The organism is Bradyrhizobium sp. USDA 3256, from assembly GCF_054058275.1.
Genome location: NZ_JBSSAE010000002.1, coordinates 7,458,121 through 7,481,233, shown reverse-complemented (window position 1 = coordinate 7,481,233; position 23,113 = coordinate 7,458,121). Strand labels below are relative to the sequence as shown.

Below are 23,113 nucleotides of genomic sequence, written 5' to 3'. Positions count from 1 at the left end.
CGTGCGGCCGGCGCGCACGGTCGAAATCTCAACCCATCGATCCGGAACGCGCGACCATGACGGGCTATGACGACCAGAACATCTTCGCCAAGATCCTGCGCGGCGAGGTCCCGAGCTTCAAGGTCTACGAGACCGACCGGACCTTTGCCTTTCTCGACATCATGCCGCGATCGCCGGGACATACCCTGGTGATTCCGAAGGCGCCCGCGCGCGGCATCCTCGACATCGCGGACGACGACCTCGCCGCGGTGGCGCGGTCGGCCAAGCGCATCGCCATCGCCGCGATGAAGGCGTTTGCCGCCGACGGCATCATCATCCAGCAGTTCAGCGAGCCCGCCAGCGGCCAGGTGGTGTTTCACCTGCATATGCATGTGATGCCGGTGAAGGCCGGCGTCGCGCTGCTGCCCGCGCAGACCCGCAAGGAGGAGATGGACGTGCTCGTCGATCACGCCAAACGCATGATTGCGGCGCTCGCAGGCTAGACGCCGAGATAGCGCTGCAGGACCTCGGGCTGCGCCTTGATCTCCTGCGCCGGCCCTTCATGGACGATGTGCCCGTTGTTGATGATGTAGATGCGCTGCGCCAGCGCCAGCGTCGCGGCGAGGTTCTGCTCCACCAGCACGATGGTCTGCCCGGCCTCGGCCAGATCGCGGCACGCCTTCATCAGGTCGCGCACGATCACCGGCGCCAGCCCCTCGAATGGCTCGTCGAGCAGGATGATCTTGGGATCGCGCACCAGCGCGCGCGCGATCGCCAGCATCTGCTGCTCGCCGCCGGACAGGTCGGTGCCGCGGTTGCCGCGCCTCTCGCGCAGCCGCGGGAACATCTCGTAGATGCGGTCGAGCGGCCAGCGCTGCGAGGCGGTCAGGCCTGCGATCACGAGGTTCTCCTCGACGCTCAGGCTGCCGAAGATGCGGCGCTCCTCATGGACCAGCTGCATGCCGGCCTGCGCGATCTTGTGGCTCTTCCGGCCGGAGATCTCGACGCCGTCGAACATCACCGAGCCGCGGCGCGGGGTGACGACGCCCATCAGGCTCTTCAGCGTCGTGCTCTTGCCGGCGCCGTTACGCCCGAGCAGCGCCACGACCTCGTTGCGCTCGACGCGCAAGGAGACGTCGAACAGGATATGGGAATCCCCGTAATAGCTGTTCAGTCCATTGACCTCGAGCAGGCTCATGCGGCGAGCACTCCATGCACGCCGCCAAGATAGGCTTCCTGGACGGTCGAGTTGTTCTTGATCTCTTCCGGCGTTCCCTCGACCAGCACGCGGCCTTCCTGCAGCACGGTGACGCGCTCGGCGAGCTCGAACAGCGCATCCATGTCGTGATCGATGATGATCATGGTGCGCCCCTGGCTGATCGACTTCAGCAGCTTGACGGTCTCGACGCGCTCACGCGGGCTCATGCCGGCCAGCGGCTCGTCGAGCAGCAACAGGCTCGGCGACGTCGCCAGCGCCAGCCCGATCTCCAGCCGTCGCTTCTCGCCATAGGCGAGCTCGGACACGGGCGTATCGGGCCTCGATGTGAGATTGACCAGCTCCAGCGTTTGCTGCACGCGCTCCGACAGGCCGGGGATGCTGTCGATGCTGCGGAACAGGTCGAGCTTGAACTTGCCGCGCAGCGCCGACAGCGCCGCGATCACCAGATTCTCGCGCACCGTCAGCCCGGCGAATAGCTGGTTGACCTGGTAGCTCTTGGTCAGGCCGAGCTGACAGACGTCGGTAACGTTCATGCCGGTGATGTCGCGGCCCTCGAACAGGATGGTGCCCGAGGTCGGGTGCACCTCGCAGGTCAGCATCTTGAAGAAGGTCGACTTGCCGGCGCCGTTCGGGCCGATGATGCCGCGCAGCTCGCCGTGATTGACGGTGAAGTCGATGTCGCTGTTGGCGAGCAGGCCGCCATAGCGCTTGGTCAGGCCCCTGGCCTGGAGGATCGGTCCGGACGGATTGCCGCCGGCGCGAGCCGCCACCGGCTTCGGCGCGGCGGGCACCGCGGCGTGCCGGTCGCTTGCCACGGCGACGACCTCGGGCGCGCTCTCCTCCGGCTCCTTGGCGCCGCGCTGTCCGGTCAGGAGGCGGTAGAGATCGGCGAGGCCGCCGATGATGCCGCGGCGCAGGAAGCACACCAGCAGCACGAACACGACGCCGAGCACAAGCTTCCAGGCCGCGCCGAGCCCGAGCGCCGCCTGCAGGAAGTCCTGCAGCGACAGCCACACCGCGGCGCCGACCAGCGGCCCGAACAGCGTGCCGCGGCCGCCGATCGCGGTCTGCATCACGAGCTGCCCCGAGGTGTCGAAAGTGAATGCGTCGGGCGGCATGAAGGCCTGCAGCACGCCGAGCAGCCCGCCGGCAAAGCCGGCATAGGCGGCGGCGATCACGAAGGCGGTCAGCTTGTAGCCGTGGATGTTGTGGCCGACCGCGGTCGCGCGCAGTGGATTGTCGCGGATCGCGCTGAACACGGCGCCGACCGGCGAGCGCACGATGCGCAGCGCGATCACGACGCCGATGAAGTAGCACAGCGCCAGGAACTGGTAGAGCGACCAGCCGGTGGTGAAGTGCAGCGTGGTGAAGCCGAGATTGAAGCTCGGGGTCGGCACGCCCGGCAGCCCGTTCTCGCCGCCGGTGAAGTCCGACAGCGGATTGAACTCGACGAAGAAGAACACCTCGGCGATCGCCACCGTGATCATCGCGAAATAGATGCCGGTGCGGCGCAGTGCGATCAGGCCGATCAGATAGCCGGTGGCGGCGGCCGCGATCATGCCGATGACGAGCGCGAGCACGACGTAGGGGAAGCCGGCGCGCGTCAGCAGATAGGCGGCGACGAAGCCGCCGGTGCCGTAGAAGGCCGACTGGCCGAACGACAGCAGGCCGGTGAAGCCGAACAGGATGTCGAAGCCGAGGCCGAACAGGCCCCAGACCAGGATCCGGTTCACGGTGTTGGGCGCGAAGCCGAGCCACGGCAGCACGAAGGGCGCGACGATCAGGCCGGCGGCCGTCAGGAATTCGATCAGGTATGGGCGCTGTTTAAGCATCTAAATATCCGTCGTCATTCGCGGCCCTGCGTGCCGAGCAGGCCATGCGGTCTGAGCACCAGCACGAGCGTCATCGCCGCGAACAGCATGACGTAGGCGTAACCGGGGTTGAACATCGAGGTGATGCTGATGATCTCGCCGGCGATCAGCCCGCCGAGGATGGCGCCGGGAAACGAGCCGACGCCGCCGATCACCACCACCACGAAGGTCTCGACGAGGATGTCGTCGCCGACACCCGGCGTCAGCGACACCACCGGCGCGTTGATGATGCCGGCGAAGCCCGCGGCCATCGCGCCGATGCCGAACACGATCATGAAGACGCGGTAGACGTTGATGCCGAGCGAATCGACCATCACCGAATCCTCGATGCCGGCGCGCACGATCATGCCGAGCCGGGTGCGGTACAGGATCAGGAACAGCGCGCCGAGCGCGACCGCGACGATGCCGACGACCGCAAGCCGGTAGGTCGGATAGAACAGGAAGCCGAGCGAGGTGATGCCCTGCAGCAGCGCCGGCGGCGGCACCACCTGCGACTGGCTGGTGAAGATCAGCCGCACGATCTCGACGAAGCAGATGCCGAGGCCGAACGTGACCAGCAGCTGGTCCTCATGCGGGCGATGATAGAAATGGCGGATGATGATCCGCTCCATCGCGACGCCGAGCGCCATCACGAACAGCGAGCCCGCGATCACGGCGAGGATGAACGAGCCGGTATAGGAGTAGGTCACGTATCCGGCGTAGCCGCCGATCATGAACATGGCGCCGTGGGCGAGGTTGAGCACCCCGAGCGTGCCGTAGATGATCGTCAATCCGGAACTGATCAGCGCCAGCAGCGCGCCGAGCGCCAGTCCGTTGAAAAATTGCGAGACGAAATTTGGCCAGTTGATCATGGCGCGCGTTCACTCAGCCGTTTTATCTGGCCCGGTCGATGGAGGATGCATTCCGAGAAAAGCGGCGCCGCGGGCCGGGTCGCCCCGCCCACGGCGCCGAGTCTTCCCACGTTAATCAGGTGTAGTCGCCGAGATGGCAGCCGAACGCATCCGGCTTCTGCATCAAGCCGTCACCGGGGACTATCTCGATCACCTCGTAATAGTCCTCCTTGTCCTTCATCTCCTTTTCCATCTTGCCGCGAACGATGACGACGGGGCGGACGCACTGGTGATCCTCGGGGCGATAGTGGACGTCGCCGACCAGCGAGGGCAGCGTCTCGCCCTTCTCATATGCCTTGATGACGTCGGGCGGATAGAAGCTGCCGGCTTCCTCGACCATGCGCGCCCAGTGCGCGAAGCTGACATAGGCGTTCTCGGCGCCCCATTCCGGCTTGTATCCGTACTTCTTCTCGAAGGCCTCGTTGAACATCTTGGCCAGCGGATATTTGTCCTCGATGGTCCACCAATAGTCGGTCGCGGCGTAGACGCCCTGCATCAGGCCGCCGGTCTCGCGGGCGATGAACGGCACCTGGTAGGGCACCACGAGCTTCATCTTGTCGAGCACGCCGAACTGCTTGGCCTGCTGCGTCGACAGCACGGCGTCATGACCCCAGTTGACGTTGATCAGCACGTCGGCGCCGGAATTCGCGACGTTGAGCAGATAGGACGAATAGTCCGGAGCGCCGAGCGGCGAGACCTGGTTGGTAACTGTGGTCCAGCCGGCCTCGGCGAGACGGTCCTGCATCGACTTGGTGACGGTGTGGCCGTAGGTGTAGTCGGGCGTGAGGTAGGCGGCCTTCTTGTTCTTGCCGAACTGCTTGATCAGCACCGGCGCGATCGCCGCCGCGGCGGTCTGGCCGAAGAAGTTCTGGCGGAAGCCGTAGCGCACGCAATCCTTGCCGGTGGTGTCGTTGGAGCCGGAAATGCCGCAGACGAAGATCACCTTCTCGCGCTGCGCCAGCTTGTTCAGCGCCACCGCGACCGCGCTCGACGTGCCGCCGGTGATCATCACCGCCTTGTTCTCGGAGATGAAGCGCTGCTGCGCCTGCACGGCCTCGTTCGGCTTCGCCGCGGAATCGGCGACGCCGAACTTCAGCTCCTTGCCGAGCACGCCCTTGCTGGTCTTCGGCGAGATCTTCTTGATCAGTTCGTGGCCGGTGTTGATGTGCTCGATCGCGAGCTGATAGCCCTTGAGCTCATCCTCGCCCTGCACCGCATAGGTGCCGGTGCGCGGGACCGAGATGCCGATGAACGCCGAAGAGCCCGACGTGCCCGCGGGATAGGTTCCGATCGCCGGGTGGTCCTCGGCGAATGCCCGCGATGCGATCGAGGCCGGCAGCACGCTGCCGCCGATCAGGCCCGCGCCGGCTTGCAGCAAAGTGCGGCGCGAAACGTTCGGGGCGCTGCCCGGCCGAAAATCCTTGGTGCTCATCGCTCAGTATCCTCCAATTATATTGATTGTTGGCGCGCATGCTCACTCGTCGCCTGATCGGATCAATCGGCGGCACGATGCGCCGGCTGCGATGGAGCAGCCTGTCACAGCTACAATTCCTCACCGGCATATTTAGTCAATGTCACCTTTCGTCGAATCATATCGGCCTACGATAGAAATAATATCGTTCTACGATGTATCGAGGGTTTACCGACCGGGTGCGGGTCCTGTAAGTGAGGGAGCGATGATCCAGGAGCCTTCAAGTCGCACCGGAAATCCCGGAGAGCACGCCGTATCAGAGCACGGTCACGCCGTGACCGAGCACGGTGGCGCCGAGCAATCGGGCAGCCTGAGCATTCGCGCGATCAACGTCCTGAAGGAACTGGCGGTCGAGTTGCTCGACGAAGTGCCGCCGAAGGTGGGCTGGACGCCGCCGGACGATCTGTTGCGCCTGCTCACCGCGCGGCATCTCGCGACGGCGCGAAATTGCGGACGGCAAACCATGCGCGAGATCATCGCTTGGGCCGAGACGCGCGGAATAACGATCCCGTCTCCGCATCACACCGGCAAGTCGTTGTCGGAGGTCTGGGGCGATCTGGTCGAGCGTGCCTCGGCCGGGCATCTCACCAAGAGTGAGATCACCGAGGCGCTGGAGAAATCCATTCGCCGCAGGAGCCCGCGGATTCCGGTCGCGTTCCAGATCGTGCTGCTGAAGATATTGAGCTCGACCTACGATCACTGGCCGCAGCCCTGAGCTTGCCCGGCCCCTGCCGTTCGATCGTCAAACCGTTGAAAACATGAGTGGAAGGGCGGCCGGTAGTATGGTGCGTCCGACGCGGGCTTGATAGCGTTGCACGGCGTCTGCCGTCCGGTGGAGCGAGCCAGCAGCAGGACGATCGAATGCCGCAACCAAAGCAACGACGAGCGCCCGCCGGAGCAACGAAACGCAAGGCGGCGGCCGCGCCGGTGGACTACCGGGCGCTGGCGCAGTTTCGCTACGAGTTGCGGAGGTTTCTCGCATTCAGCGAGGAGGGAGCCCGGAAGGCCGGAATGACGCCGCGGCAGCACCAGGCGCTGCTCGGCATCAAGGGTTTCGTCGACCCCGGTCCGCCGACCGTCGGCGACATCGCGCGGTTCCTGCTGATCCGGCATCACTCCGCCGTCGAACTGATGAACCGCATGGCAAAGCTCGGGCTGGTCAGCCGCCTTGCCGATCCCGATGACGCGAGGCGGGTTCAGCTCAAGCTGACGGCGAAAGGCGAGCAGAAGCTCCAGGCGGTCTCGAAGAAGAACATCGAGGAGCTGCGCCGCGTCGCGAGCCCGGCGTTGCGCCGCTTGCTGAAGTCCTCGCCGTCTTCCGGAGAGGACTGAGCGTAGCATCCGCCGGCGCAAGCGGCGGCGCGCGTCAGGCCGCGGCGCCCTGCGCGGCGAGCTGTGCCGCCTGGTGTTCGGTCGTCAGCGCGTCGATCAGTTCGCCGAGCGCTTCGCCCGCGATCACCTGCGGCAGCTTGTAGAGCGTCAGGTTGATGCGGTGGTCGGTGACTCTCCCTTGCGGGAAATTATAGGTGCGGATGCGCTCGGAGCGGTCGCCGGAGCCGACCTTCTCCTTGCGCTCGGCGGAGCGCGCCGCCTCGACGCGCTGGCGCTCGGCATCGTAGATGCGCGAGCGCAGGATGTTCATCGCCGACGCCCGGTTCTTGTGCTGCGAGCGGCTGTCCTGCATCATCACCACGATGCCGGTCGGCAGATGGGTGATGCGGATCGCCGATTCGGTCTTGTTGACGTGCTGGCCGCCGGCGCCGCCCGCGCGCATGGTCTCGATCCTCAAGTCCGTGTCCTTGATATCGACGTCGACGTCCTCGACCTCCGGCAGCACGGCGACCGTGGCGGCCGAGGTGTGGATGCGGCCCTGCGTCTCGGTGTCGGGCACGCGCTGCACGCGGTGCACGCCGGATTCGAATTTCAGCTTGGCGAACGCGCCGCGGCCCTGCACCTCGGCGATGATTTCCTTGTAGCCGCCGACGGTGCCTTCGCTCGCCGAGATCACCTCGACCTTCCAGCCCTGCAAGGACGCGAAGCGCTCATACATCCGGAACAGGTCGCCGGCGAACAGCGAGGCCTCGTCGCCGCCGGTGCCGGCGCGGATTTCCAGCATCACGTTGCGGTCGTCCATCGCGTCCTTCGGCAGCAGCGCGATCCGGATCTGCTGCTCGAGCTCGCCGATCCGCGCCTGCAGCGTTTCCAGCTCGGCTTCCGCCATGCTGCGCATCTCGGGATCGGTCCCCGCATCCGCCAGCATCGCCTCGGTATCGGTGAGCTCCGATCGGGCGGAGCGATAGAGCTTCACCGCGTCGATCAACGGATTGAGCTCGGCGAGCTCGCGCGTGATCGCAACATAGCGATCGGACTTGACCTCGCCGAGCAGCTCGGCCTCGAGCGAGGCGTGATGGGCGAGCAGGACGTCGAGTTTGGCTTCGGGTAGCATGGCGGTATCTCGAATTGCGGAAGGTACGGAAGGGCGGCAGCGGCGACGGCAGCGTCGCTACAAGGCCAGCCCCTCGGTTTCCGCAAACTTCGTCAGCGCCTCGCGGATCGAGACGCTGCCGACCGGCGCGTCCAGCAGCGGATTGATCATCGCCTCGGCCTTCTTGGCGTCGAGATCGAGGATCAACGCCTTGACCGGGCCGTGCGCGGTTGCCGACAATGAAAGCGAACGGTAGCCGATCGCGATCAGCGCCAGCGCGCCGATCGGCTTCGAGGCCATCTCGCCGCACAGCGAGGCGGCCTTCTTCGCCGCCTTGGCCTTGCGCACGATGTCGCGCAGCGCGCGCAGGATCGGCGCTGACAAAATGTCGAAACGTTCGGAGACCTTGGCATTGCCGCGGTCGACCGCAAACAGGAACTGGAACAGATCGTTGGAGCCGACCGAGACGAAGTCGACCTTCTTCAGGAGCTCGTCGAGCTGGTAGAGCAGCGCCGGCACCTCGACCATGGTGCCGATATCGATCCGCTCGGGCAGCGAATGGCCGTGCTGGCGCAGATAGGTCAGCTCGCGCTCGACGATCGCCTTGGCCTGATCGAACTCGGCGATGTCCGAGATCATCGGGAACATGATCTTCAGCGCGCGGCCGCCGCCGGCACGCAGCAGCGCGCGGATCTGGCCGCGCAGCAGGCCGGGACGGTCGAGGCCGAGCCGGATCGCGCGCCAGCCGAGCGCGGGATTTTCCTCGATCACGGTCTCCATATAGGGCAGCGCCTTGTCGCCGCCGATGTCGAGCGTGCGGAAGGTGACGGGCTTGGAGCCCGCGGCGTCGAGCACGGTGCGGTACAGCGCGAGCTGGTCGCTCGAGCGCGGCAGGTTCGGGCTCACCATGAACTGCAATTCGGTGCGGAACAGGCCGATGCCGGCGCTGCCGGTGTCGTCGATATGCGGCAGGTCGATGGTCAGGCCGGCATTGATCAGAAGCTCGATCGGCTGGCCGTCCTTGGTCACGCAGGCCTTGTCGCGCAGCGCCGAATATTGCGCCTGCCGGCGCGCCCGGAACCGGACGCGCTCGGCATAGGCGGATTCGATCTCGGTCGAGGGGCGGACATAGATCTCGCCGGAAATGCCGTCGACGATGATGGCGTCGCCCGGATCGGCGATGCCGGGCGCGTTCGGCACCTCGCCGACCGCGGGAATGCCGAGCGCGCGCGCCACGATCGAGACGTGGGAATTCGCGGTGCCTTCCTCCAGCACCAGGCCGCGCAGCCGCTTGCGGTCATAGTCGAGCAATGCCGCCGGGCCCATCGCGCGGGCGATCAGGATGGCGTTGTCGGGCAGCTGCTCGCGCGACGGCGCATGGTCCTGGCCGACCAGCTGCCGCATCAGGCGATGGCCGAGATCCTCGAGGTCGTGCAGGCGGTCGCGCAGATAGGGATCGGTCGAGCGCAGCATGCGCGCGCGGGTGTCGGACTGCACGCGCTCGACGGCGGCTTCCGCGGTGAGGCCGGTGGCGACCGCCTCATGCAGCTTGTGCGACCAGCCCTGGTCGTTGGCGAACATGCGGTAGGCTTCCAGCACCTCGCGGTGCTCGCCGCCGTCGGCGACGTCGCCGCGCTCCAGCATGCGGTCGAGATCGGCGCGCAAATTGGCGAGCGCGGTGTCGAGCCGTTTGATCTCCTTCGGCAGATCCTCGGCGATGTAGTTGGTGATGACGACGCGCGGCTCGTGCAGCACGACATGGCCGAGCGCGATGCCGTCGGAGAGCACCGCGCCGGTCTTGTGCAGCGAGTGCCGCGCGGCGGGCTCGGCGCCGGGCTGCGCCAGCGCGGCAAGCTCGCCGGAGGCGATCATCTCCGCCAGCACCATGGCGGTGGTCTGCAGCGCCTCGACTTCTTCCTCGACATAGGTGCGCTTGGCGCGGTTCTGCACCACGAGCACGCCGAGCGTGTTGCCGGCGCGCAGGATCGGCACGCCGAGGAACGAGTGGTAGGCCTCTTCGCCGGTCTCCGGGCGGTAGGCGAAGGCGGGATGGCTTTGCGCGTCGGACAGATTGAGCGGCGTCGCCTCGCTGGCGACGAGGCCGACCAGGCCTTCATGCGCGCTCATCACGGTGCGGTGGACGGCGTCGCGGTTCAGACCTTCGGTGGCATAGAGCTCGAGGGTGTTGTCGATGCGCAGCACGTAGCAGGAGCAGACCTCGGCCACCATGTTGGCCGCGATCAGCACCACGATCTTGTCGAGCCGCTCCTGGGCGGAGACTTGCTCCGCCATGGTCTCGCGGAGCCGTCTCAACAGGATGCGGGGGCCTCCCGACGCGCTCCGCATGTGTTTCAGTCCCTCCCCACGAAGCCAACGCACCGGTGCGGCCGGCCGCTGGCGCAAAACTCGTCAAAAACAACAATTTTAATCATTCGGCGTCGCCGCTCGCCAGTTCCCGCCGATTCGGGATCACTAAACTGTGCCACAGTTTGCGACAGCCTACCTGACTGGCCGTATAGCCAATCGAGGCTTGCTTTGCCAAGCAAAACGCCTGCCAGTAGCAAATAACGTCTGCGTCAGCCCAATGCTGCGCCCGCTAAGAGAAATTCTAACTCCGGGGCGGGGGTGGGGAGCACCGCCAGCGCTCGGTCTCATCGTTCCGGGGCGTCGCGAAGCGACGAACCCGGAACCTCGAGATTCCGGGTTCGATGCTGTCGCATCGTCCGGAATGACAGCGGAGCGAGCGCCGTCCCTGCCGGTCGCGCTTACGCCTGGTCGAGGCCGTACAGCGTGTGCAGCGTGCGGACCGCGAGCTCGGTATAGGCGGCGTCGATCAGGACCGAGAACTTGATCTCGGAGGTGGTGATGGCGCGGATGTTGATGTTGCGGTCCGCCAGCGCCTTGAACGCCTTGGCCGCGACGCCGGCATGGCTGCGCATGCCGCTGCCGATCACCGAGACCTTGGCGACGTCGGTCGCGGTATCTACGCGGGCGTAGCCGATCTTGGCCTTGGCGGCGGTAATCGTGTCCTTGGCGCGGTTATAGTCGCTGGCCGGAACGGTGAAGGTGAGGTCGGTGGTCTTGCCGTCCTCGGACACGTTCTGCACGATCATGTCGACATTGATGTTGGCATCCGCGAGCGGCCCGAAGATCGCGGCGGCGACGCCGGGCTTGTCCTCGATCTGGCGCACGGAAATCTGGGCTTCGTCCTTGGAGAAGGCGATGCCGGTGACGACGTGCATTTCCATGATTTCCTCCTCGCTGCAGATCAGCGTGCCCGGCGGCTGGTTGGCGTGCGGGTCGATATCCTCTGGCTTGTCGAAGCTGGAGCGCACGAAGATCGGCATGTTGTGCACCATGCCGAGTTCCACCGAGCGAACCTGCAGCACCTTGGCGCCCTGCGAGGCCAGTTCCAGCATGTCCTCGAAGGCGATCTTGTCGAGCCGGCGCGCCTTCGGCACCACGCGGGGATCGGTGGTGTAGACGCCGTCGACATCGGTGTAGATGTCGCAGCGGTCGGCCTTCAGCGCAGCGGCGATCGCCACCGCCGAGGTGTCCGAGCCGCCGCGGCCGAGCGTGGTGATGCGGCCGGTGTCGGGATTGATGCCCTGGAAGCCGGCGATCACGGCGACTTCCTTGCGTTCCTTGAAGCGGGTGACGATCTCGGTGCCGTCGATGTCGAGGATGCGCGCCGAGGCATGCGCGTCCGAGGTCTTGATCGGGATCTGCCAGCCCTGCCAGGAGCGCGCCTGGATGCCGATGCCCTGCAGCACGATCGCGAGCAGGCCCGAAGTGACCTGTTCGCCGGAGGCGACCACCGCGTCATATTCGCGCGCGTCGTGCATCGGTGAGGCATCGGTGCACCAGGCCACCAGCTCATTGGTCTTGCCGGACATCGCGGAGACGACGACGGCGACCTCGTGGCCCGCGTCGACCTCGCGCTTCACGTGCTGCGCGACGTTGCGGATACGATCGATATTGGCGACGGATGTACCGCCGAATTTCATCACGAGGCGGCCCATGACGACGCGTCTATTCCTTTAAGAGGATAAGTAGGTTAACCCACGCCGAAAACCGCAAGCGCGGGGACCGAAACGCGCGTATACATAGCGCCGCGCCCGGGGGCAAGCCGGTAGGTAGGGAGCCCTCGAGTGTCTTTTGGGGGTGTTTTGGCCGGTTGCGGGCGGGTTGTGGCGCACGGGTAACACGAGGGCAACTCGAAGGCGGATTGGATGGGACGTTATATCGACGAGATCCTGCAGCCTGGCGAGAAGGTGCTGTATTCCACCAATGCGCACTGGATGTTCTATTTGCCGGCGATCGGGGCCTGGATCGTGGTGCTGGCGCTCTTGATCCTGTCGCGGATGACCACGGTCGACGGCCTCGTGATGGCCTGCTTTGCCGCCGCCGCCGTGGTCGCGGTCGCGGCGCTGTACTGGACCGCCGCGGCCTGGTTCCACCGCTGGACTACCGAAACCGACGTCACAAATTTCCGCGTGGTGCACAAGAGCGGCTTCATCAAGCGGCGCACCTTCGAGATGAGCCTCGACAAGGTCGAGAGCGTCGACGTCAACCAGAGCATCATGGGGCGCCTGCTGAATTATGGCGACGTCACCATCCGCGGCGTCGGCGAGGGCATCGAGACCATCAAGACCATCGCCGCGCCGCTGTCGTTCCGCAATTCGATCACCGCGCGATAGGGGCGCGCGCAATCATGGCCACGCAATCAACTCTTTCCAGTTCCTCCGCCAGTTCCTTCGCCAATGCCTCCGCCAGCTCGGTCGATCCGGCCGAGGTCGCGAAATTCTCGAAACTGTCCGATGAATGGTGGGATCCGCGCGGCAAGATGGCGCCGCTGCACAAGATCAACCCGCTGCGCCTGACCTATATCCGCGACGCCGCCTGCCGCAAATTCGAGCGCAACGCCAAGAGCCTCAGCTGCCTGTCCGGCCTGCGCCTGCTCGACATCGGCTGCGGCGCCGGCCTGTTGTGCGAGCCGTTCACGCGGCTCGGCGCCCAGGTGATCGGGATCGATCCCTCCGCCACCAACATCGCTGCAGCGAAGCTGCACGCCGACAAGGGCCATCTGTCGATCGACTACCGCTGCACCACGGTGGAGGAGATGGACGCCCGCGAGCGCTTCGACATCGTGCTGGCGATGGAGGTGGTCGAGCACGTCAACGACGTCGGCGCCTTCATCAAGCGCTGCGCTGTCATGCTCAAGCCCGGCGGGCTGATGGTGGTCTCGACCCTGAACCGCAACTGGAAGAGCTTCGCGCTGGCGATCGTCGGCGCCGAATATGTGCTGCGCTGGCTGCCGCGCGGCACCCACGAGTGGAGCAAGTTCGTCACCCCCGCCGAGCTCGAGCGCTATCTCGGCGACGTCAACCTCACCGTCACCGAGCAGGCCGGCGTGGTCTACAACCCGCTCGCCGACAAATGGACCGTGTCGACCGACATGGACGTGAACTACATGGTGGTGGCGGAAGAGGTGTGAGTTAGATGCCACGGTCGCGGCCACGCGATAGGCGTCGTCCCTGCGCAAGCAGGGACCCATAACCACCGGCTCCAACAGTGGGGCGAGGTCCGCGTTCCGATTTGTTGTAGGGTCAGCTGTCCGGCTATCGTGCCCCAAACAGCTCCCTGTGGTTATGGGCCCCTGCTTTCGCAGGGGCGACGCGGAGTTTGTGGCGCGACTGGTGGAGATGTGAGACGCTGTGTCCTCCCAAAGGTGTCGTCCCTGCGAAAGCAGGGACCCATAACCACGGGCCCAAATAATTGGGCGAGGTCAGCGTTCCGAGCATGTATTACGTCTACATCCTCGCAAGCCGACGCCATGGCACGCTGTATATCGGCGTGACGAATTCCGTACAGAAGCGGCTCGAGGAGCATAGAGCCGGGATAGGCTCGTCGTTCGTCAAGACATATGGTGTCTACCGCCTCGTCTACGTGGAAGCCTACGAGCGGGCTGAAGAAGCCATCGCTCGCGAAAAGCAACTCAAACGATGGAAGCGCGACTGGAAGATCGAGCTGATTGAACGCGAGAATCTCGAATGGCGAGACCTCAGCGACCTGCTTGTCTGACCGGCGTGCCACATACTGCTCCCCGTGGTTATGGGTCCCTGCGTTCGCAGGGACGACGGCGAGTTTGCGGAGACCACGCAGCCCTGTCATGCACCGCCTCGGTTGACCGCGTCGGCCACAATCGGCACGCTGCGCGCATATTCCCGCCCGGCACACCTCCCTTATCCTGCATGCTCACCATCGCCTCGCTCTGGATTCCCTTCACCATCGTCGCTGCGTTCGGGCAGGTGGCGCGCAATGCGATGCAGCGGCATCTGACCGGGCCGCTCGGGACCTGGGGCGCGACCAATATCCGCTTCCTGTTCGGCCTGCCGTTCTCGGTCGTGTTCTTCGCGCTGGCGGTGCTGCTGACCGGCGATCGCGTGCCGTGGCCGGCGGCCGCGTTCTGGCCGTGGCTGGTAACCGGCGCGCTCAGCCAGATCGTCGGCACCGGTTTCATGCTGCTGGCGATGAACGACCGCTCCTTCGTGGTGACGACGGCCTACATGAAGACCGAGGCGATCCAGACCGCGATCTTCGGCTTCATCTTCCTCGGCGATCATCTCACGACGACCAAGGTGATCGCGATCGTGATCGCGACCATCGGCGTCGTCATCACCGCGCTGCGGCCCGGCGGGCAGAAGAGCTTTGCCGACCTGCGCCCGACCGTGCTCGGCCTCGGCGCCGCCGCGGTGTTCGCGATCTCGGCGGTGAGCTTTCGCGGCGCGATCATCGCGGTGCCCTCAGTCTCATTTGTCACGGCGGCCTCCTACACGCTGATGTGGAGCCTCCTCGTGCAGACGCTGATCCTGTCGGTCTATCTGTTGCTGCGCGCACCCGACGTGCTGAGGTCGATCCTCAAGCTGTGGCGGCCCTCGATGTTCGCGGGCTTCATGGGCGCGTTCTCATCGCAATTCTGGTTCCTGGCGTTCGCGCTCACCGCCGCCGCCAATGTGCGCACGCTGGCGCTGATCGAGGTGCTGTTCGCGCAGGGCGTGGCCTATTTCTCGCTCAAGCAGCCGTTCTCGCTGCGCGAGGTGTTCGGCATCGTCCTGATCGTGATCGGCGTCGCGCTGCTGATCGCCGCGTAATTACCCTTTCACCGCAATCAGCACCGCACCCGCCGAGATCAGCGCGATCCCGAGCCAGCCATAGGCCGAGGGGCGCTCGCCGAGGAAGACCGCGCCGAACAGCGCCACCAGTACCACGCTGAGCTTGTCGATCGGCGCGACCAGCGTCGCCGGTCCGAGCTTGAGCGCGCGGAAATAGCAGATCCACGACGCGCCGGTGCCGAGCCCGGACGACAGCAGGAACAGCCAGCTCTTCGCCGAGATCGGCCCGGACTGGGTGAACTGCCCGGTCGCGAACAGGATGGCCGACAGCGTGATCAAGACGACCACGGTGCGGATCAGGGTGGCGAGATCGGAGTTGATGCCCTCGACGCCGACCTTGGCGAAGATCGCGGTCAGCGCGGCGAAAACGGCGGAAAGAAACGCCCAGACCTGCCAGGAGGAGAATGAGTCGGGGGTCATGCTTCCTCGTGGCCGTCATTCCGGGGCGCGCGCAGCGCGAACCCGGAATCCGGAGAGTGTGGCGCGAGATTCCGAGTCTGGTCCTTCGGACCATGCCGGAATGACGGAGTGAATCAATTCCGGTCTTCCGGCAGCGTCGGCAGCGGCGAGACCTCGACGCCTTCATCGATCAGCGCGCGGGCCTCTTCGGGCGAGGCTTCGCCATAGATCGGCCGGTGCTCGATATCGCCGTAGTGCATCTTGCGCGCTTCGTTCGGGAAGCGGTCGCCGACATTGTCGGCGTTCTTCACGATGTGGTCGCGCAGCTCCTTCAGCTTGCTGCGAAGCTCGCGCTCCTGCGCCATCATCAGCGACGTCGATTCATTGCCGGTCGCTTCGACGGGCGCGGCCGGCGCCGGCTGGGCCGGTTCGCGGCCCTTCTTGCTGACGATCTGCGGCGCCATGATCGCGCGCTCGATCTTGCTTGAGCCGCAGGACGGGCAATCGATCAGGTGACGTCGCTCCTGCGATTCATAGGCCGCGGAGCTCTGGAACCAGCTCTCGAACTGGTGGCCGCGCTCGCAGCGCAGCGTGTAGCGGATCATGCCGAACCCCGGACGAGGTGCAGATGCTCCGGGCCGGCCTTGGGGTCGGCAATGCCGAAACGCCTGCCATGCTGCAGCGAGGGAATGGTCTTGCGCGCGGTTTCGACCTTGGCGGGGTCGATCTCGGCCAGGAACACGCCCGGCTCGACGCCGCCCTCGGCGAGGATCTCGCCCCAGGGGTCGATGATCAGCGAATGCCCGAAGGTCTCGCGCTTGTTCTCATGCAGGCCGGCCTGCGCCGCTGCGAACACGAAGCAGCCGGTCTCGATGGCGCGGGCGCGCAGCAGCGTGTGCCAATGCGCTTCGCCGGTCTTGCGGGTGAAGGCGGACGGTACGGTGAGGAACGATGCACCGGCCTCGGCCAGCGCGCGGTACAGCGCCGGGAAGCGCACGTCGTAGCAAATCGTCAGTCCGATCCGGCCCCAGGGCAGGTCGGAGATCACGGCGGTCTCGCCGGGCTGATAATTGGCCGATTCGCGATAGCTTTCGCCGCCCGGCAGATCGATATCGAACATATGGATCTTGTCGTAGCTCGCGAGCAGATTGCCCTCGGGCCCGATCAGGAACGAACGGTTGACCGCCTTCTCCGGCGAGTAGCGCAGCGCCAGCGAGCCGATATGCAAGTGGATCTTCAGCTCGGCGGCGAGCGCGCAATACGCCTTGAGCGACTTGTCGTCCTCTTCGCTCGCCAGATGCTCGAACAGCGCTTTGCGGTTCAGCTGCATCATGTTGCTGACCTCAGGGGTCAGCACGTATTTGGCACCCTGCGCCGCCGCCTCGCGGATCAGCTGCGTGCCCTGCTCGAGGCTCGGCTCCGGCAGCAATCCGGTGCGCATCTGCACCATGGCGGCAGTGAAAATGTTCTCCGTCATCAGGCGCCGCCTCCGTTGCTGAGCAGGCCATCGAGCTTGCCCTCGCGGTCGAGCGCATAGAGCTCGTCGCAGCCGCCGACATGGGTCTTGCCGATGAAGATCTGCGGGAAGGTCGAGCCCGCGCCGGCGCGGCCATACATCTCGTCCCGATAGGCCGGGTTGCTGGCGACGCTCAATTCGGTGAACGCGGCGTTCTTGCGCGTCAAAAGCGATTTGGCCGCGGTGCAATAACCGCAGCCCGGGCGGGTATAGATTTCAATGGCAGCGGTCATGGTGCGCTCGGTTGAACCAGAATGTCAGATTATATGGGAGCGCGGTGGGTATCGACAACCCGGGCAAACACCAGCACGTCGACCTGCGCGGCTTTGGCGCGGAGCAGCGCCCGCGCGCAGGCGTCCACTGTCGCGCCCGAGGTCAGGACGTCGTCGATCAGGATCACATGGCGGCCCTGGACGTCAGCCTTGCGTTCATCGGCGACCCCGAATGCGCCCTGCACATTGCTGGCGCGGTCCTTGCGTGACAGCCCGATCTGCTGCTCGGTGGCGCGGATGCGCCGCAGCGCTTCGGCAGCCATTTTGACGCCGCTCTGGAGCGCGATCACCTTGGCGAGCGCCCCGGACTGGTTGTAGCGCCGGCTCCAGCCGCGCCGCCAGTGCAGAGGAACCGGAACCAGCAGATCGGCCTCGCGTAGCAATTCCTTCCCCGCCCGCGCCATCCAGCGACCCATTGTCGGCGCCAGATCGGTGCGATCCTGGTACTTCAATGCGTGCACCAGCGTGCGCGCGACATCGTCATAGCGCACCGCGGCGCGGGCGCGCTGGTAGGCCGGCGGATTGGCGATCGCCTCCATCGACAGCAGCTCGGGCCCGGGATCGTAGACGAAGGGAATGCCAAGCCGCGGGCAGAACGGCGGCGCGATGAACGACAATCTGGCCCAGCAGGCCGCGCACACCCCCTCGCCATCGACCGGCTCGCGGCACGAAACGCATAGCGTCGGCAGCGCGATATCGAGCGTCAGCCGCGCCGTGCGCAGCCACGCGCCCCCGATCGCGCCAAGCGCGCGCTGGACGTGACCGGTAATGGAGCGTGTCGGTGATGCCTCGGCGTCCATGCGGGCGAGGCTAGCGCCGCGGCGGGTAGCGCTCAAGGCGCAAGATATTAACGGTCAGGACAGCATTTCATGGTGTTGGCGCAGGATGACTCTCGCACCGCGGCCGTCGAGGCCCCGGCCGCGGATGATCGCATCGTAAGCAGCCCGCATCTGGCGTGCTGCCGCCGCAGGCGCAACCGCGCCAATTCCAGTCCCAAGGCCCGGAGCAAGCAACGTTCGGATCGGGGCTTTCGCGAGTGCATTGTGCGCAAGCACGGCGATCAGAGCAGCCCGGAACGCAAGATACACATTGACCGTTGCGCTGATGTCTGAGGGGACCCGCATGGTTGGCGCGCTGACCAGGAATGGAATGAAGTCATGACCGGTCGCGACGATGGCAGCTTGCCCAACCGGCAGTTCGCCATGGTGTTGTTTCGCAATCACCGCCTGCAAGTCGGTCTGCAGCGTCCAACCGAAGAATTTCGAGTACAGGAGGTCGATTCCACCGTCCATGAAGCCAAAGCTGTTTGCCGGGCTGACAACAGCGTCTGCCTCGGCTTCGAAAATGTCGCCGCGAGATACGTGCACGTCAGCGGTGTCGGCAAAGGCAAGTTCCCAAGCCTTGACCACGTCAGCGTTGATATCCCGAAGGTGAACCGTGAGCATTGGAGATTCCTGCGTCTCTTTCGAAGGAAGGTAGCTGCGTGACGGCAGGCGCAGGTTAGCGGCTCGCCCGGTTCGCCTCAAGCAACGCATTGCCTGCGGCGGCAGTCCGGCGTAACCAGCGGGCATGGCAGCGCCTCCGTCCTCAGCCCCCATCCTGTTCGATCGCGCCGTGCTCGGCGCGCGGCTGGCGCGCGCGCGGCGCGAGGGGGCGGCGACGTTCCTGCTCGATCGCGCTACCGAAGACATGATGGATCGGCTGCTGGCTGTGTCACGCAGCTTTTCGGCGGCGGCCGATGTCTGGACGCCGGGCAGCGGGCTCGCGGACGCCCTGCATGGGCGTATCGCCGCGGTCGATGCGATCGGATTCAGCGAGGTGGAATCGCTCGGACTGGCGCCGGAGTCGCGCGATCTTGTGGTCTCCGCGCTCGCCTTCCAGTTCGTCAACGATCTGCCGGGCGTGCTGGCGCAGATCTGCCGGGCGCTGAAGCCGGACGGGCTGCTGCTGGCGGCGATGCTCGGCGGCGACACGCTGACCGAGCTGCGGCAGAGCTTTGCCGCGGCAGAGGCCGAGTGCGAGGGCGGGGCCTCGCCGCGCGTCGCGCCGTTCGCCGATCTGCGCGATATCGGCGCGCTGCTGCAGCGCGCAGGATTCGCGCTGCCGGTGACCGACGTCGACCGCGTCGTCGTGCGCTATTCAAGCGCGCTCGCGCTCATGGCGGATCTCAGGCACATGGGCGCCACCAATGTGCTGCGCGAGCGCCGTCACATCCCGACCCGCCGCGCCACCATGCTGCGCATGGCGCAGATCTATGGCGAACGCTTCGCCGATCCCGACGGCCGCATCCGCGCCACCTTCGACATCGTCTGGCTGTCCGGCTGGGCGCCGCATGAAAGCCAGCCGAAGCCGCTGCGGCCAGGGTCGGCGAAGGCGAGCCTTGAGGCGGCGGTGAAGCGGACGAAGCGCTGAAGCGTGAGGTGAGCACGCTGCTCAGGCCTTCTCCTCCTTGCGGGGGAGGGCTATCGCAGATGGTCTTTGCCAGCTGGCAGGTCGCATCAATACCCAGGTGACGACATCGCGTAGTGTGACGCCTGGAATCGAGAACCATCCTCAGCGTCGTCCCTGCGAGAGCAGGGACCCATAACCACAAATATTGTTGGGCGATGCTGGAACGACGAGTCCCTTCAACAAGGTCCGCCGCGACGTATGGTCCCTGCTTTTCGCAGGGACGACGGGTTGGAGAAGCCGCAGACTCACATCACGATTTCGGAATATTGGAATATGCCGGTGAGTTGCCCGACGTGTCAAGTGGCTGGTCGAACGCCGGCCACCGCCGGCTGCTTTGCATGGGGTTGTTTTCGATATTTTGGCCGCGCGCCTCCCTCGCAAGCGGGAGAGGCGAAGAGGATCACAGCAACAGATCGATCAGATGCGGCAGCAGCGGGATGTCCGCGGGCGGCATCGGGTAGTCGCGCAGCTTGCTTGCGCGGACCCAGGCGAGGTTCTGGCCCTCGCGCGCCACCGCGATGCCCTCCCAGCGCCGGCAGATGTAGAGCGGCATCAGCAGATGGAAGGTCTCGTAGGCATGGCTGGCGAAGGTCAGCGGCGCGAGGCACGGCTCGCTCACGGTGATGCCGATCTCCTCATGCAGCTCGCGGATCAGGGTCTGCTCCGGGCGTTCGCCGGGCTCGATCTTGCCACCGGGGAATTCCCACAGGCCGGCCAGCGCCTTGCCCGCGGGGCGCTGCGCCAGCAGCACGCGCTTGTCGGCATCGACAAGCGCGCAGGCGACGACGAGTGTCAGCTTGATGTCAGCCATGCGGCGTCAATGTCCCGATGCGAGTTCGTCGCGCAGATTCTGTCATTGCGAGCGAAGCGAAGCAATCCATCTCCGCGTTGCTGGATGAGGTGGATTGCTCGCGCGTGCCGCTCGCAGTGACGGAAGCGACTACGACCTGTAGTCCCCGTTGATCGCGACGTATTCCTTGGTGAGGTCGCAGGTCAGCACGCGGTCCTTCGCCTTGCCGAGGCCGAGCGCCACCTTGATCTGGATCTTCGGCGCCTTCATTGCCTCCGACACCTCTTTCTCGTTGTAGGACGGATCGCGCGCGCCGCTCTTGGCGACGCGGATGCCGTTGAAGGAGATCGAGAGCTTGTCGCGGTTGGCGGGCTCGCCGGCCTTGCCGACCGCCATCACCACGCGGCCCCAATTGGCGTCCTCGCCGGCGATCGCGGTCTTCACCAGCGGCGAATTGGCGATCGACATCGCGATTCTGCGCGCAGACGGTTTGGTGGTGGCGCCCTCGACCACGACCTCGACCAGCTTGCGGGCGCCTTCGCCGTCGCGCGCCACCTGCTCGGACAGATCAGCGAGGATCTGCTGGAACGCCTTGGTGAAGGCCTTCAGCCGCGGGTCGCTGGCGCGCGAAATCTTCGGCGCGCCATGGGCAGCGGCGGCGCCGGTCGCGAAGGCGAGCAGCGTGTCCGAGGTCGAGGTGTCGCCGTCGATGGTCAGCGCATTGAAGGTGTCCTCGACGCTGGCCTTGAGCAGCGATTGCAGCACCGAGGCCGACAGCGGCGCGTCGGTGAAGATGAACGACAGCATGGTCGCCATGTCGGGCATGATCATGCCGGCGCCCTTGGCCATGCCGTTGATCGTCACCCTGGCCTTGCCGAGCTTCACGGTCGCGGTGGCGACCTTCGGGAAGGTGTCGGTGGTCATGATCGCCCTGGCCGCGTCCATCCAGCGATCGGGTGTCGCGGTCTGTGCGAGCTGCGCCAGCACGCCGTCGAACTTGGTGGCGTCGAGCGGCTCGCCGATCACGCCGGTCGAGGCGAGGAACACGTCCGACGTCGAGCAGCCGACCGCCTTCGCCGCAATCTGCGCGGTCAGCGCGGTCGACGCCTTGCCGGTCTTGCCGGTGAAGGCGTTGGCGTTGCCGGAATTGACCACCAGCGCGCGCGCAGCGCCGCCCTTCAGCTTGGCGCGGCACCATTCGACCGGCGCCGACGGGCACTTCGACTTGGTGAAGACGCCGGCCACCGTGGTGCCCTTGTCGAGCAGTGCGAGCAGCACGTCGGTGCGCCCCTTGTAACGGATGCCGGCGGCAGCGGTCGCAAGCCGCACACCCGCGATCACGGGCATCTCGGGAACGTCGGGCGGGGCGAGGGGAGAGACGGCGGTGGACATCGGCAAGCTTCCGGCTACGGGGAGGGAAGCGCTGCATAACATCTCGCCGTGCGAAGTGGGAGAGGGCTGCGATGCGGACGCGCCACAGCATCGTCCCGGCGAAGGCCGGGACCCATCACCACCGTCATCAATTGTTTAAGAAACGGCCGCCGCGGCAAGACAAGCTTCGCCGCGGCGTATGGGTCCCGGCCTGCGCCGGGACGACGCGATCAACCGAAGGCATTCCAAAAAGCAAAATGGCCGGGACGAGCCCGGCCATCGCGCATTGAAGCTATTGACGTCGCGAAGCCTACTTCTTCGCCGGCGCCATCTTATTGTCGGCGGGCTTCGGCGCGTCCTTGGCCGCATCGGCCGGCGCGGCCGCGTCGGCCGGCTTGTCCATGCGCTCGACCTTGGCGGCCTCGCGCAGCTTGGCGACATAGTCGGCCTGCGCCTTGCGGGTCACATAGGTCTCGATCTGGGCCTTCACCTGCTCGAAGTCGGGCGCCTTGCGGTTGCGCTTTTCCTCGACCTTGATGATGTGCCAGCCGAACTGCGACTTGACCGGATCGGAGATCTTGCCCGGCTCGAGCGAGAAGGCGACCGCGGAGAATTCCGGCACCATCTGCTCCTTGGTGAAGAAGCCGAGGTCGCCGCCGTCGGAGGCGCCGGGGTCCTTGGACTTCTTCTTGGCGAGCTCGCCGAAGTCGGCGCCCTTGTCGAGCTCGGCCTTGATCGCCTTGGCCTCGTCCTCGGTCTCGACCAGGATGTGGCGGGCGCGCACCTCCTGCTCGCCGGTGATCTGCTTGGCGGCCTCCTCATAGACCTTCTTCATGGCGTCGTCGGTGGTCGCGGCCTTGCCCTCGCTGGCAAGCAGGCTGTCCATCAACAGGCGGTTGCGGGTGAAGGCGAGCCGCTTCTTGAAGTCGTCATTGTTCTCGATCTTCTTGTCCTCGGCGGCCTTGGACACGATCTTCATGTCGATCAGGAAGGACAGCACGTTGTCCTTGCGGGTCGAAGGGTCCATCTGCTGCAGGCTCGGGCCGAGTTCCTCCTCGGCGAGCGCCACGTCGCTGGCGTGGATCTCCGAACCGTTGACCTTCGCCAGCACCGGATCGGATTCCGCGGCCCGGACCGGGAGGCCGGCAGCCAGCACTGCGACAAGACAGCCCGTCGCGGCCAGGGTGGCGAGGCCGAGGCGCAGGCCGGTTTTGGTTTCCGGGGGCGAGGTGGTCATGCAAAATCCTTGTCTCAAAGGGGGGAAGCTCGAGCGGGGCGGACACT

24 protein-coding genes are annotated in these 23,113 nt (G+C 65.8%); 8 read left to right on the top strand and 16 right to left on the bottom strand.

Annotated features, from left to right (window positions below):
• The first annotated feature begins 56 nt into the window (after positions 1 to 56).
• Positions 57 to 482: an HIT domain-containing protein gene (locus ACVWY5_RS37290; RefSeq protein ID WP_028337334.1), complete on the top strand. Its 426-nt coding sequence runs from the start codon at positions 57 to 59 to the stop codon at positions 480 to 482.
• On the opposite strand, the gene ACVWY5_RS37285 is transcribed toward ACVWY5_RS37290, so the two are convergent.
• The 4 genes from ACVWY5_RS37285 to ACVWY5_RS37270 all read right to left on the bottom strand — a co-directional run bounded on the left by ACVWY5_RS37285 (position 479) and on the right by ACVWY5_RS37270 (position 5,391).
• Positions 479 to 1,177 carry a branched-chain amino acid ABC transporter ATP-binding protein gene (locus ACVWY5_RS37285; protein ID WP_028337333.1) on the bottom strand — a complete coding sequence of 233 codons (699 nt, stop codon included), beginning with the start codon at positions 1,175 to 1,177 and terminating at the stop codon, positions 479 to 481. The genes ACVWY5_RS37290 and ACVWY5_RS37285 overlap by 4 nt on opposite strands.
• On the bottom strand, positions 1,174 to 3,030 hold the full coding sequence (locus ACVWY5_RS37280; protein ID WP_028337332.1) for a branched-chain amino acid ABC transporter ATP-binding protein/permease: 1,857 nt from the start codon (positions 3,028 to 3,030) through the stop codon (positions 1,174 to 1,176). Before ACVWY5_RS37280 ends, ACVWY5_RS37285 begins: the two co-directional genes overlap by 4 nt.
• Positions 3,031 to 3,044: 14 nt before the next feature.
• Positions 3,045 to 3,920: a branched-chain amino acid ABC transporter permease gene (locus ACVWY5_RS37275; protein ID WP_028337331.1), complete on the bottom strand. Its 876-nt coding sequence runs from the start codon at positions 3,918 to 3,920 to the stop codon at positions 3,045 to 3,047.
• A 115-nt stretch (positions 3,921 to 4,035) separates the two neighbouring features.
• Positions 4,036 to 5,391, bottom strand: a complete 1,356-nt coding sequence (locus tag ACVWY5_RS37270) for a substrate-binding protein (RefSeq protein ID WP_028337330.1) — start codon at positions 5,389 to 5,391, stop codon at positions 4,036 to 4,038.
• 244 nt (positions 5,392 to 5,635) lie between these two features.
• On the opposite strand from ACVWY5_RS37270, the gene ACVWY5_RS37265 reads away from it, so the two are divergent.
• Both ACVWY5_RS37265 and ACVWY5_RS37260 read left to right on the top strand, forming a co-directional pair.
• Positions 5,636 to 6,145, top strand: coding sequence for a hypothetical protein (locus tag ACVWY5_RS37265; protein WP_028337329.1), 510 nt, complete (start codon positions 5,636 to 5,638; stop codon positions 6,143 to 6,145).
• Between the two features lie 146 nt (positions 6,146 to 6,291).
• A complete protein-coding gene (locus ACVWY5_RS37260; protein ID WP_028337328.1) occupies positions 6,292 to 6,762 on the top strand; it encodes a MarR family winged helix-turn-helix transcriptional regulator in 471 nt (156 codons plus the stop codon).
• A gap of 34 nt (positions 6,763 to 6,796) precedes the next feature.
• Here the strand turns inward: ACVWY5_RS37260 and prfA are convergent, their stop codons facing one another.
• From prfA to ACVWY5_RS37245, 3 genes are all read right to left on the bottom strand, one after another.
• Positions 6,797 to 7,876: a peptide chain release factor 1 gene (prfA, locus tag ACVWY5_RS37255; protein WP_028337327.1), complete on the bottom strand. Its 1,080-nt coding sequence runs from the start codon at positions 7,874 to 7,876 to the stop codon at positions 6,797 to 6,799.
• Between the two features lie 57 nt (positions 7,877 to 7,933).
• Positions 7,934 to 10,201, bottom strand: coding sequence for a phosphoenolpyruvate--protein phosphotransferase (ptsP, locus tag ACVWY5_RS37250; RefSeq protein WP_028337326.1), 2,268 nt, complete (start codon positions 10,199 to 10,201; stop codon positions 7,934 to 7,936).
• A gap of 419 nt (positions 10,202 to 10,620) precedes the next feature.
• Positions 10,621 to 11,877, bottom strand: a complete 1,257-nt coding sequence (locus ACVWY5_RS37245) for an aspartate kinase (protein WP_028337325.1) — start codon at positions 11,875 to 11,877, stop codon at positions 10,621 to 10,623.
• A gap of 210 nt (positions 11,878 to 12,087) precedes the next feature.
• Between ACVWY5_RS37245 and ACVWY5_RS37240 the strand changes: the two genes are divergently transcribed.
• From ACVWY5_RS37240 to ACVWY5_RS37225, 4 genes are all read left to right on the top strand, one after another.
• Positions 12,088 to 12,555 (top strand): PH domain-containing protein, encoded by a 468-nt coding sequence (locus ACVWY5_RS37240; protein ID WP_028337324.1) that lies wholly within the window; start codon positions 12,088 to 12,090, stop codon positions 12,553 to 12,555.
• A 14-nt stretch (positions 12,556 to 12,569) separates the two neighbouring features.
• Positions 12,570 to 13,352 (top strand): bifunctional 2-polyprenyl-6-hydroxyphenol methylase/3-demethylubiquinol 3-O-methyltransferase UbiG, encoded by a 783-nt coding sequence (gene ubiG / locus ACVWY5_RS37235; protein WP_028337323.1) that lies wholly within the window; start codon positions 12,570 to 12,572, stop codon positions 13,350 to 13,352.
• Between the two features lie 305 nt (positions 13,353 to 13,657).
• Entirely contained in the window at positions 13,658 to 13,939 is a 282-nt protein-coding gene (locus ACVWY5_RS37230; RefSeq protein ID WP_028337322.1) for a GIY-YIG nuclease family protein, read from the top strand.
• 170 nt (positions 13,940 to 14,109) lie between these two features.
• The gene (locus ACVWY5_RS37225; RefSeq protein ID WP_028337321.1) at positions 14,110 to 15,009 is read left to right on the top strand and encodes a DMT family transporter; all 900 of its coding nucleotides are present in this window, start codon (positions 14,110 to 14,112) and stop codon (positions 15,007 to 15,009) included.
• Here the strand turns inward: ACVWY5_RS37225 and ACVWY5_RS37220 are convergent, their stop codons facing one another.
• From ACVWY5_RS37220 to ACVWY5_RS37195, 6 genes are all read right to left on the bottom strand, one after another.
• Positions 15,010 to 15,450, bottom strand: a complete 441-nt coding sequence (locus ACVWY5_RS37220) for an EamA family transporter (RefSeq protein WP_028337320.1) — start codon at positions 15,448 to 15,450, stop codon at positions 15,010 to 15,012.
• Positions 15,451 to 15,563: 113 nt separating this feature from the next.
• A complete protein-coding gene (locus ACVWY5_RS37215) occupies positions 15,564 to 16,034 on the bottom strand; it encodes a DUF1178 family protein (protein ID WP_028337319.1) in 471 nt (156 codons plus the stop codon).
• Complete coding sequence (locus ACVWY5_RS37210) at positions 16,031 to 16,906, bottom strand: carbon-nitrogen hydrolase family protein (RefSeq protein WP_028337318.1); 876 nt, start codon at positions 16,904 to 16,906, stop codon at positions 16,031 to 16,033. Before ACVWY5_RS37210 ends, ACVWY5_RS37215 begins: the two co-directional genes overlap by 4 nt.
• Positions 16,906 to 17,178, bottom strand: a complete 273-nt coding sequence (gene grxC, locus ACVWY5_RS37205; protein WP_028337317.1) for a glutaredoxin 3 — start codon at positions 17,176 to 17,178, stop codon at positions 16,906 to 16,908. Before grxC ends, ACVWY5_RS37210 begins: the two co-directional genes overlap by 1 nt.
• A 29-nt stretch (positions 17,179 to 17,207) precedes the next feature.
• Positions 17,208 to 18,017, bottom strand: coding sequence for a ComF family protein (locus ACVWY5_RS37200; RefSeq protein WP_028337316.1), 810 nt, complete (start codon positions 18,015 to 18,017; stop codon positions 17,208 to 17,210).
• A 54-nt stretch (positions 18,018 to 18,071) separates the two neighbouring features.
• Entirely contained in the window at positions 18,072 to 18,662 is a 591-nt protein-coding gene (locus tag ACVWY5_RS37195) for a macro domain-containing protein (protein ID WP_038377932.1), read from the bottom strand.
• 124 nt (positions 18,663 to 18,786) lie between these two features.
• On the opposite strand from ACVWY5_RS37195, the gene ACVWY5_RS37190 reads away from it, so the two are divergent.
• Positions 18,787 to 19,629, top strand: a complete 843-nt coding sequence (locus tag ACVWY5_RS37190; RefSeq protein ID WP_028337315.1) for a methyltransferase domain-containing protein — start codon at positions 18,787 to 18,789, stop codon at positions 19,627 to 19,629.
• 439 nt (positions 19,630 to 20,068) lie between these two features.
• Here the strand turns inward: ACVWY5_RS37190 and ACVWY5_RS37185 are convergent, their stop codons facing one another.
• The 3 genes from ACVWY5_RS37185 to ACVWY5_RS37175 all read right to left on the bottom strand — a co-directional run bounded on the left by ACVWY5_RS37185 (position 20,069) and on the right by ACVWY5_RS37175 (position 23,066).
• Positions 20,069 to 20,479 (bottom strand): (deoxy)nucleoside triphosphate pyrophosphohydrolase, encoded by a 411-nt coding sequence (locus tag ACVWY5_RS37185; RefSeq protein ID WP_028337314.1) that lies wholly within the window; start codon positions 20,477 to 20,479, stop codon positions 20,069 to 20,071.
• Between the two features lie 129 nt (positions 20,480 to 20,608).
• Positions 20,609 to 21,850 (bottom strand): bifunctional glutamate N-acetyltransferase/amino-acid acetyltransferase ArgJ, encoded by a 1,242-nt coding sequence (gene argJ, locus ACVWY5_RS37180; RefSeq protein WP_028337313.1) that lies wholly within the window; start codon positions 21,848 to 21,850, stop codon positions 20,609 to 20,611.
• A gap of 289 nt (positions 21,851 to 22,139) precedes the next feature.
• Positions 22,140 to 23,066 (bottom strand): peptidylprolyl isomerase, encoded by a 927-nt coding sequence (locus tag ACVWY5_RS37175; protein ID WP_028337312.1) that lies wholly within the window; start codon positions 23,064 to 23,066, stop codon positions 22,140 to 22,142.
• Positions 23,067 to 23,113 lie beyond the last annotated feature (47 nt).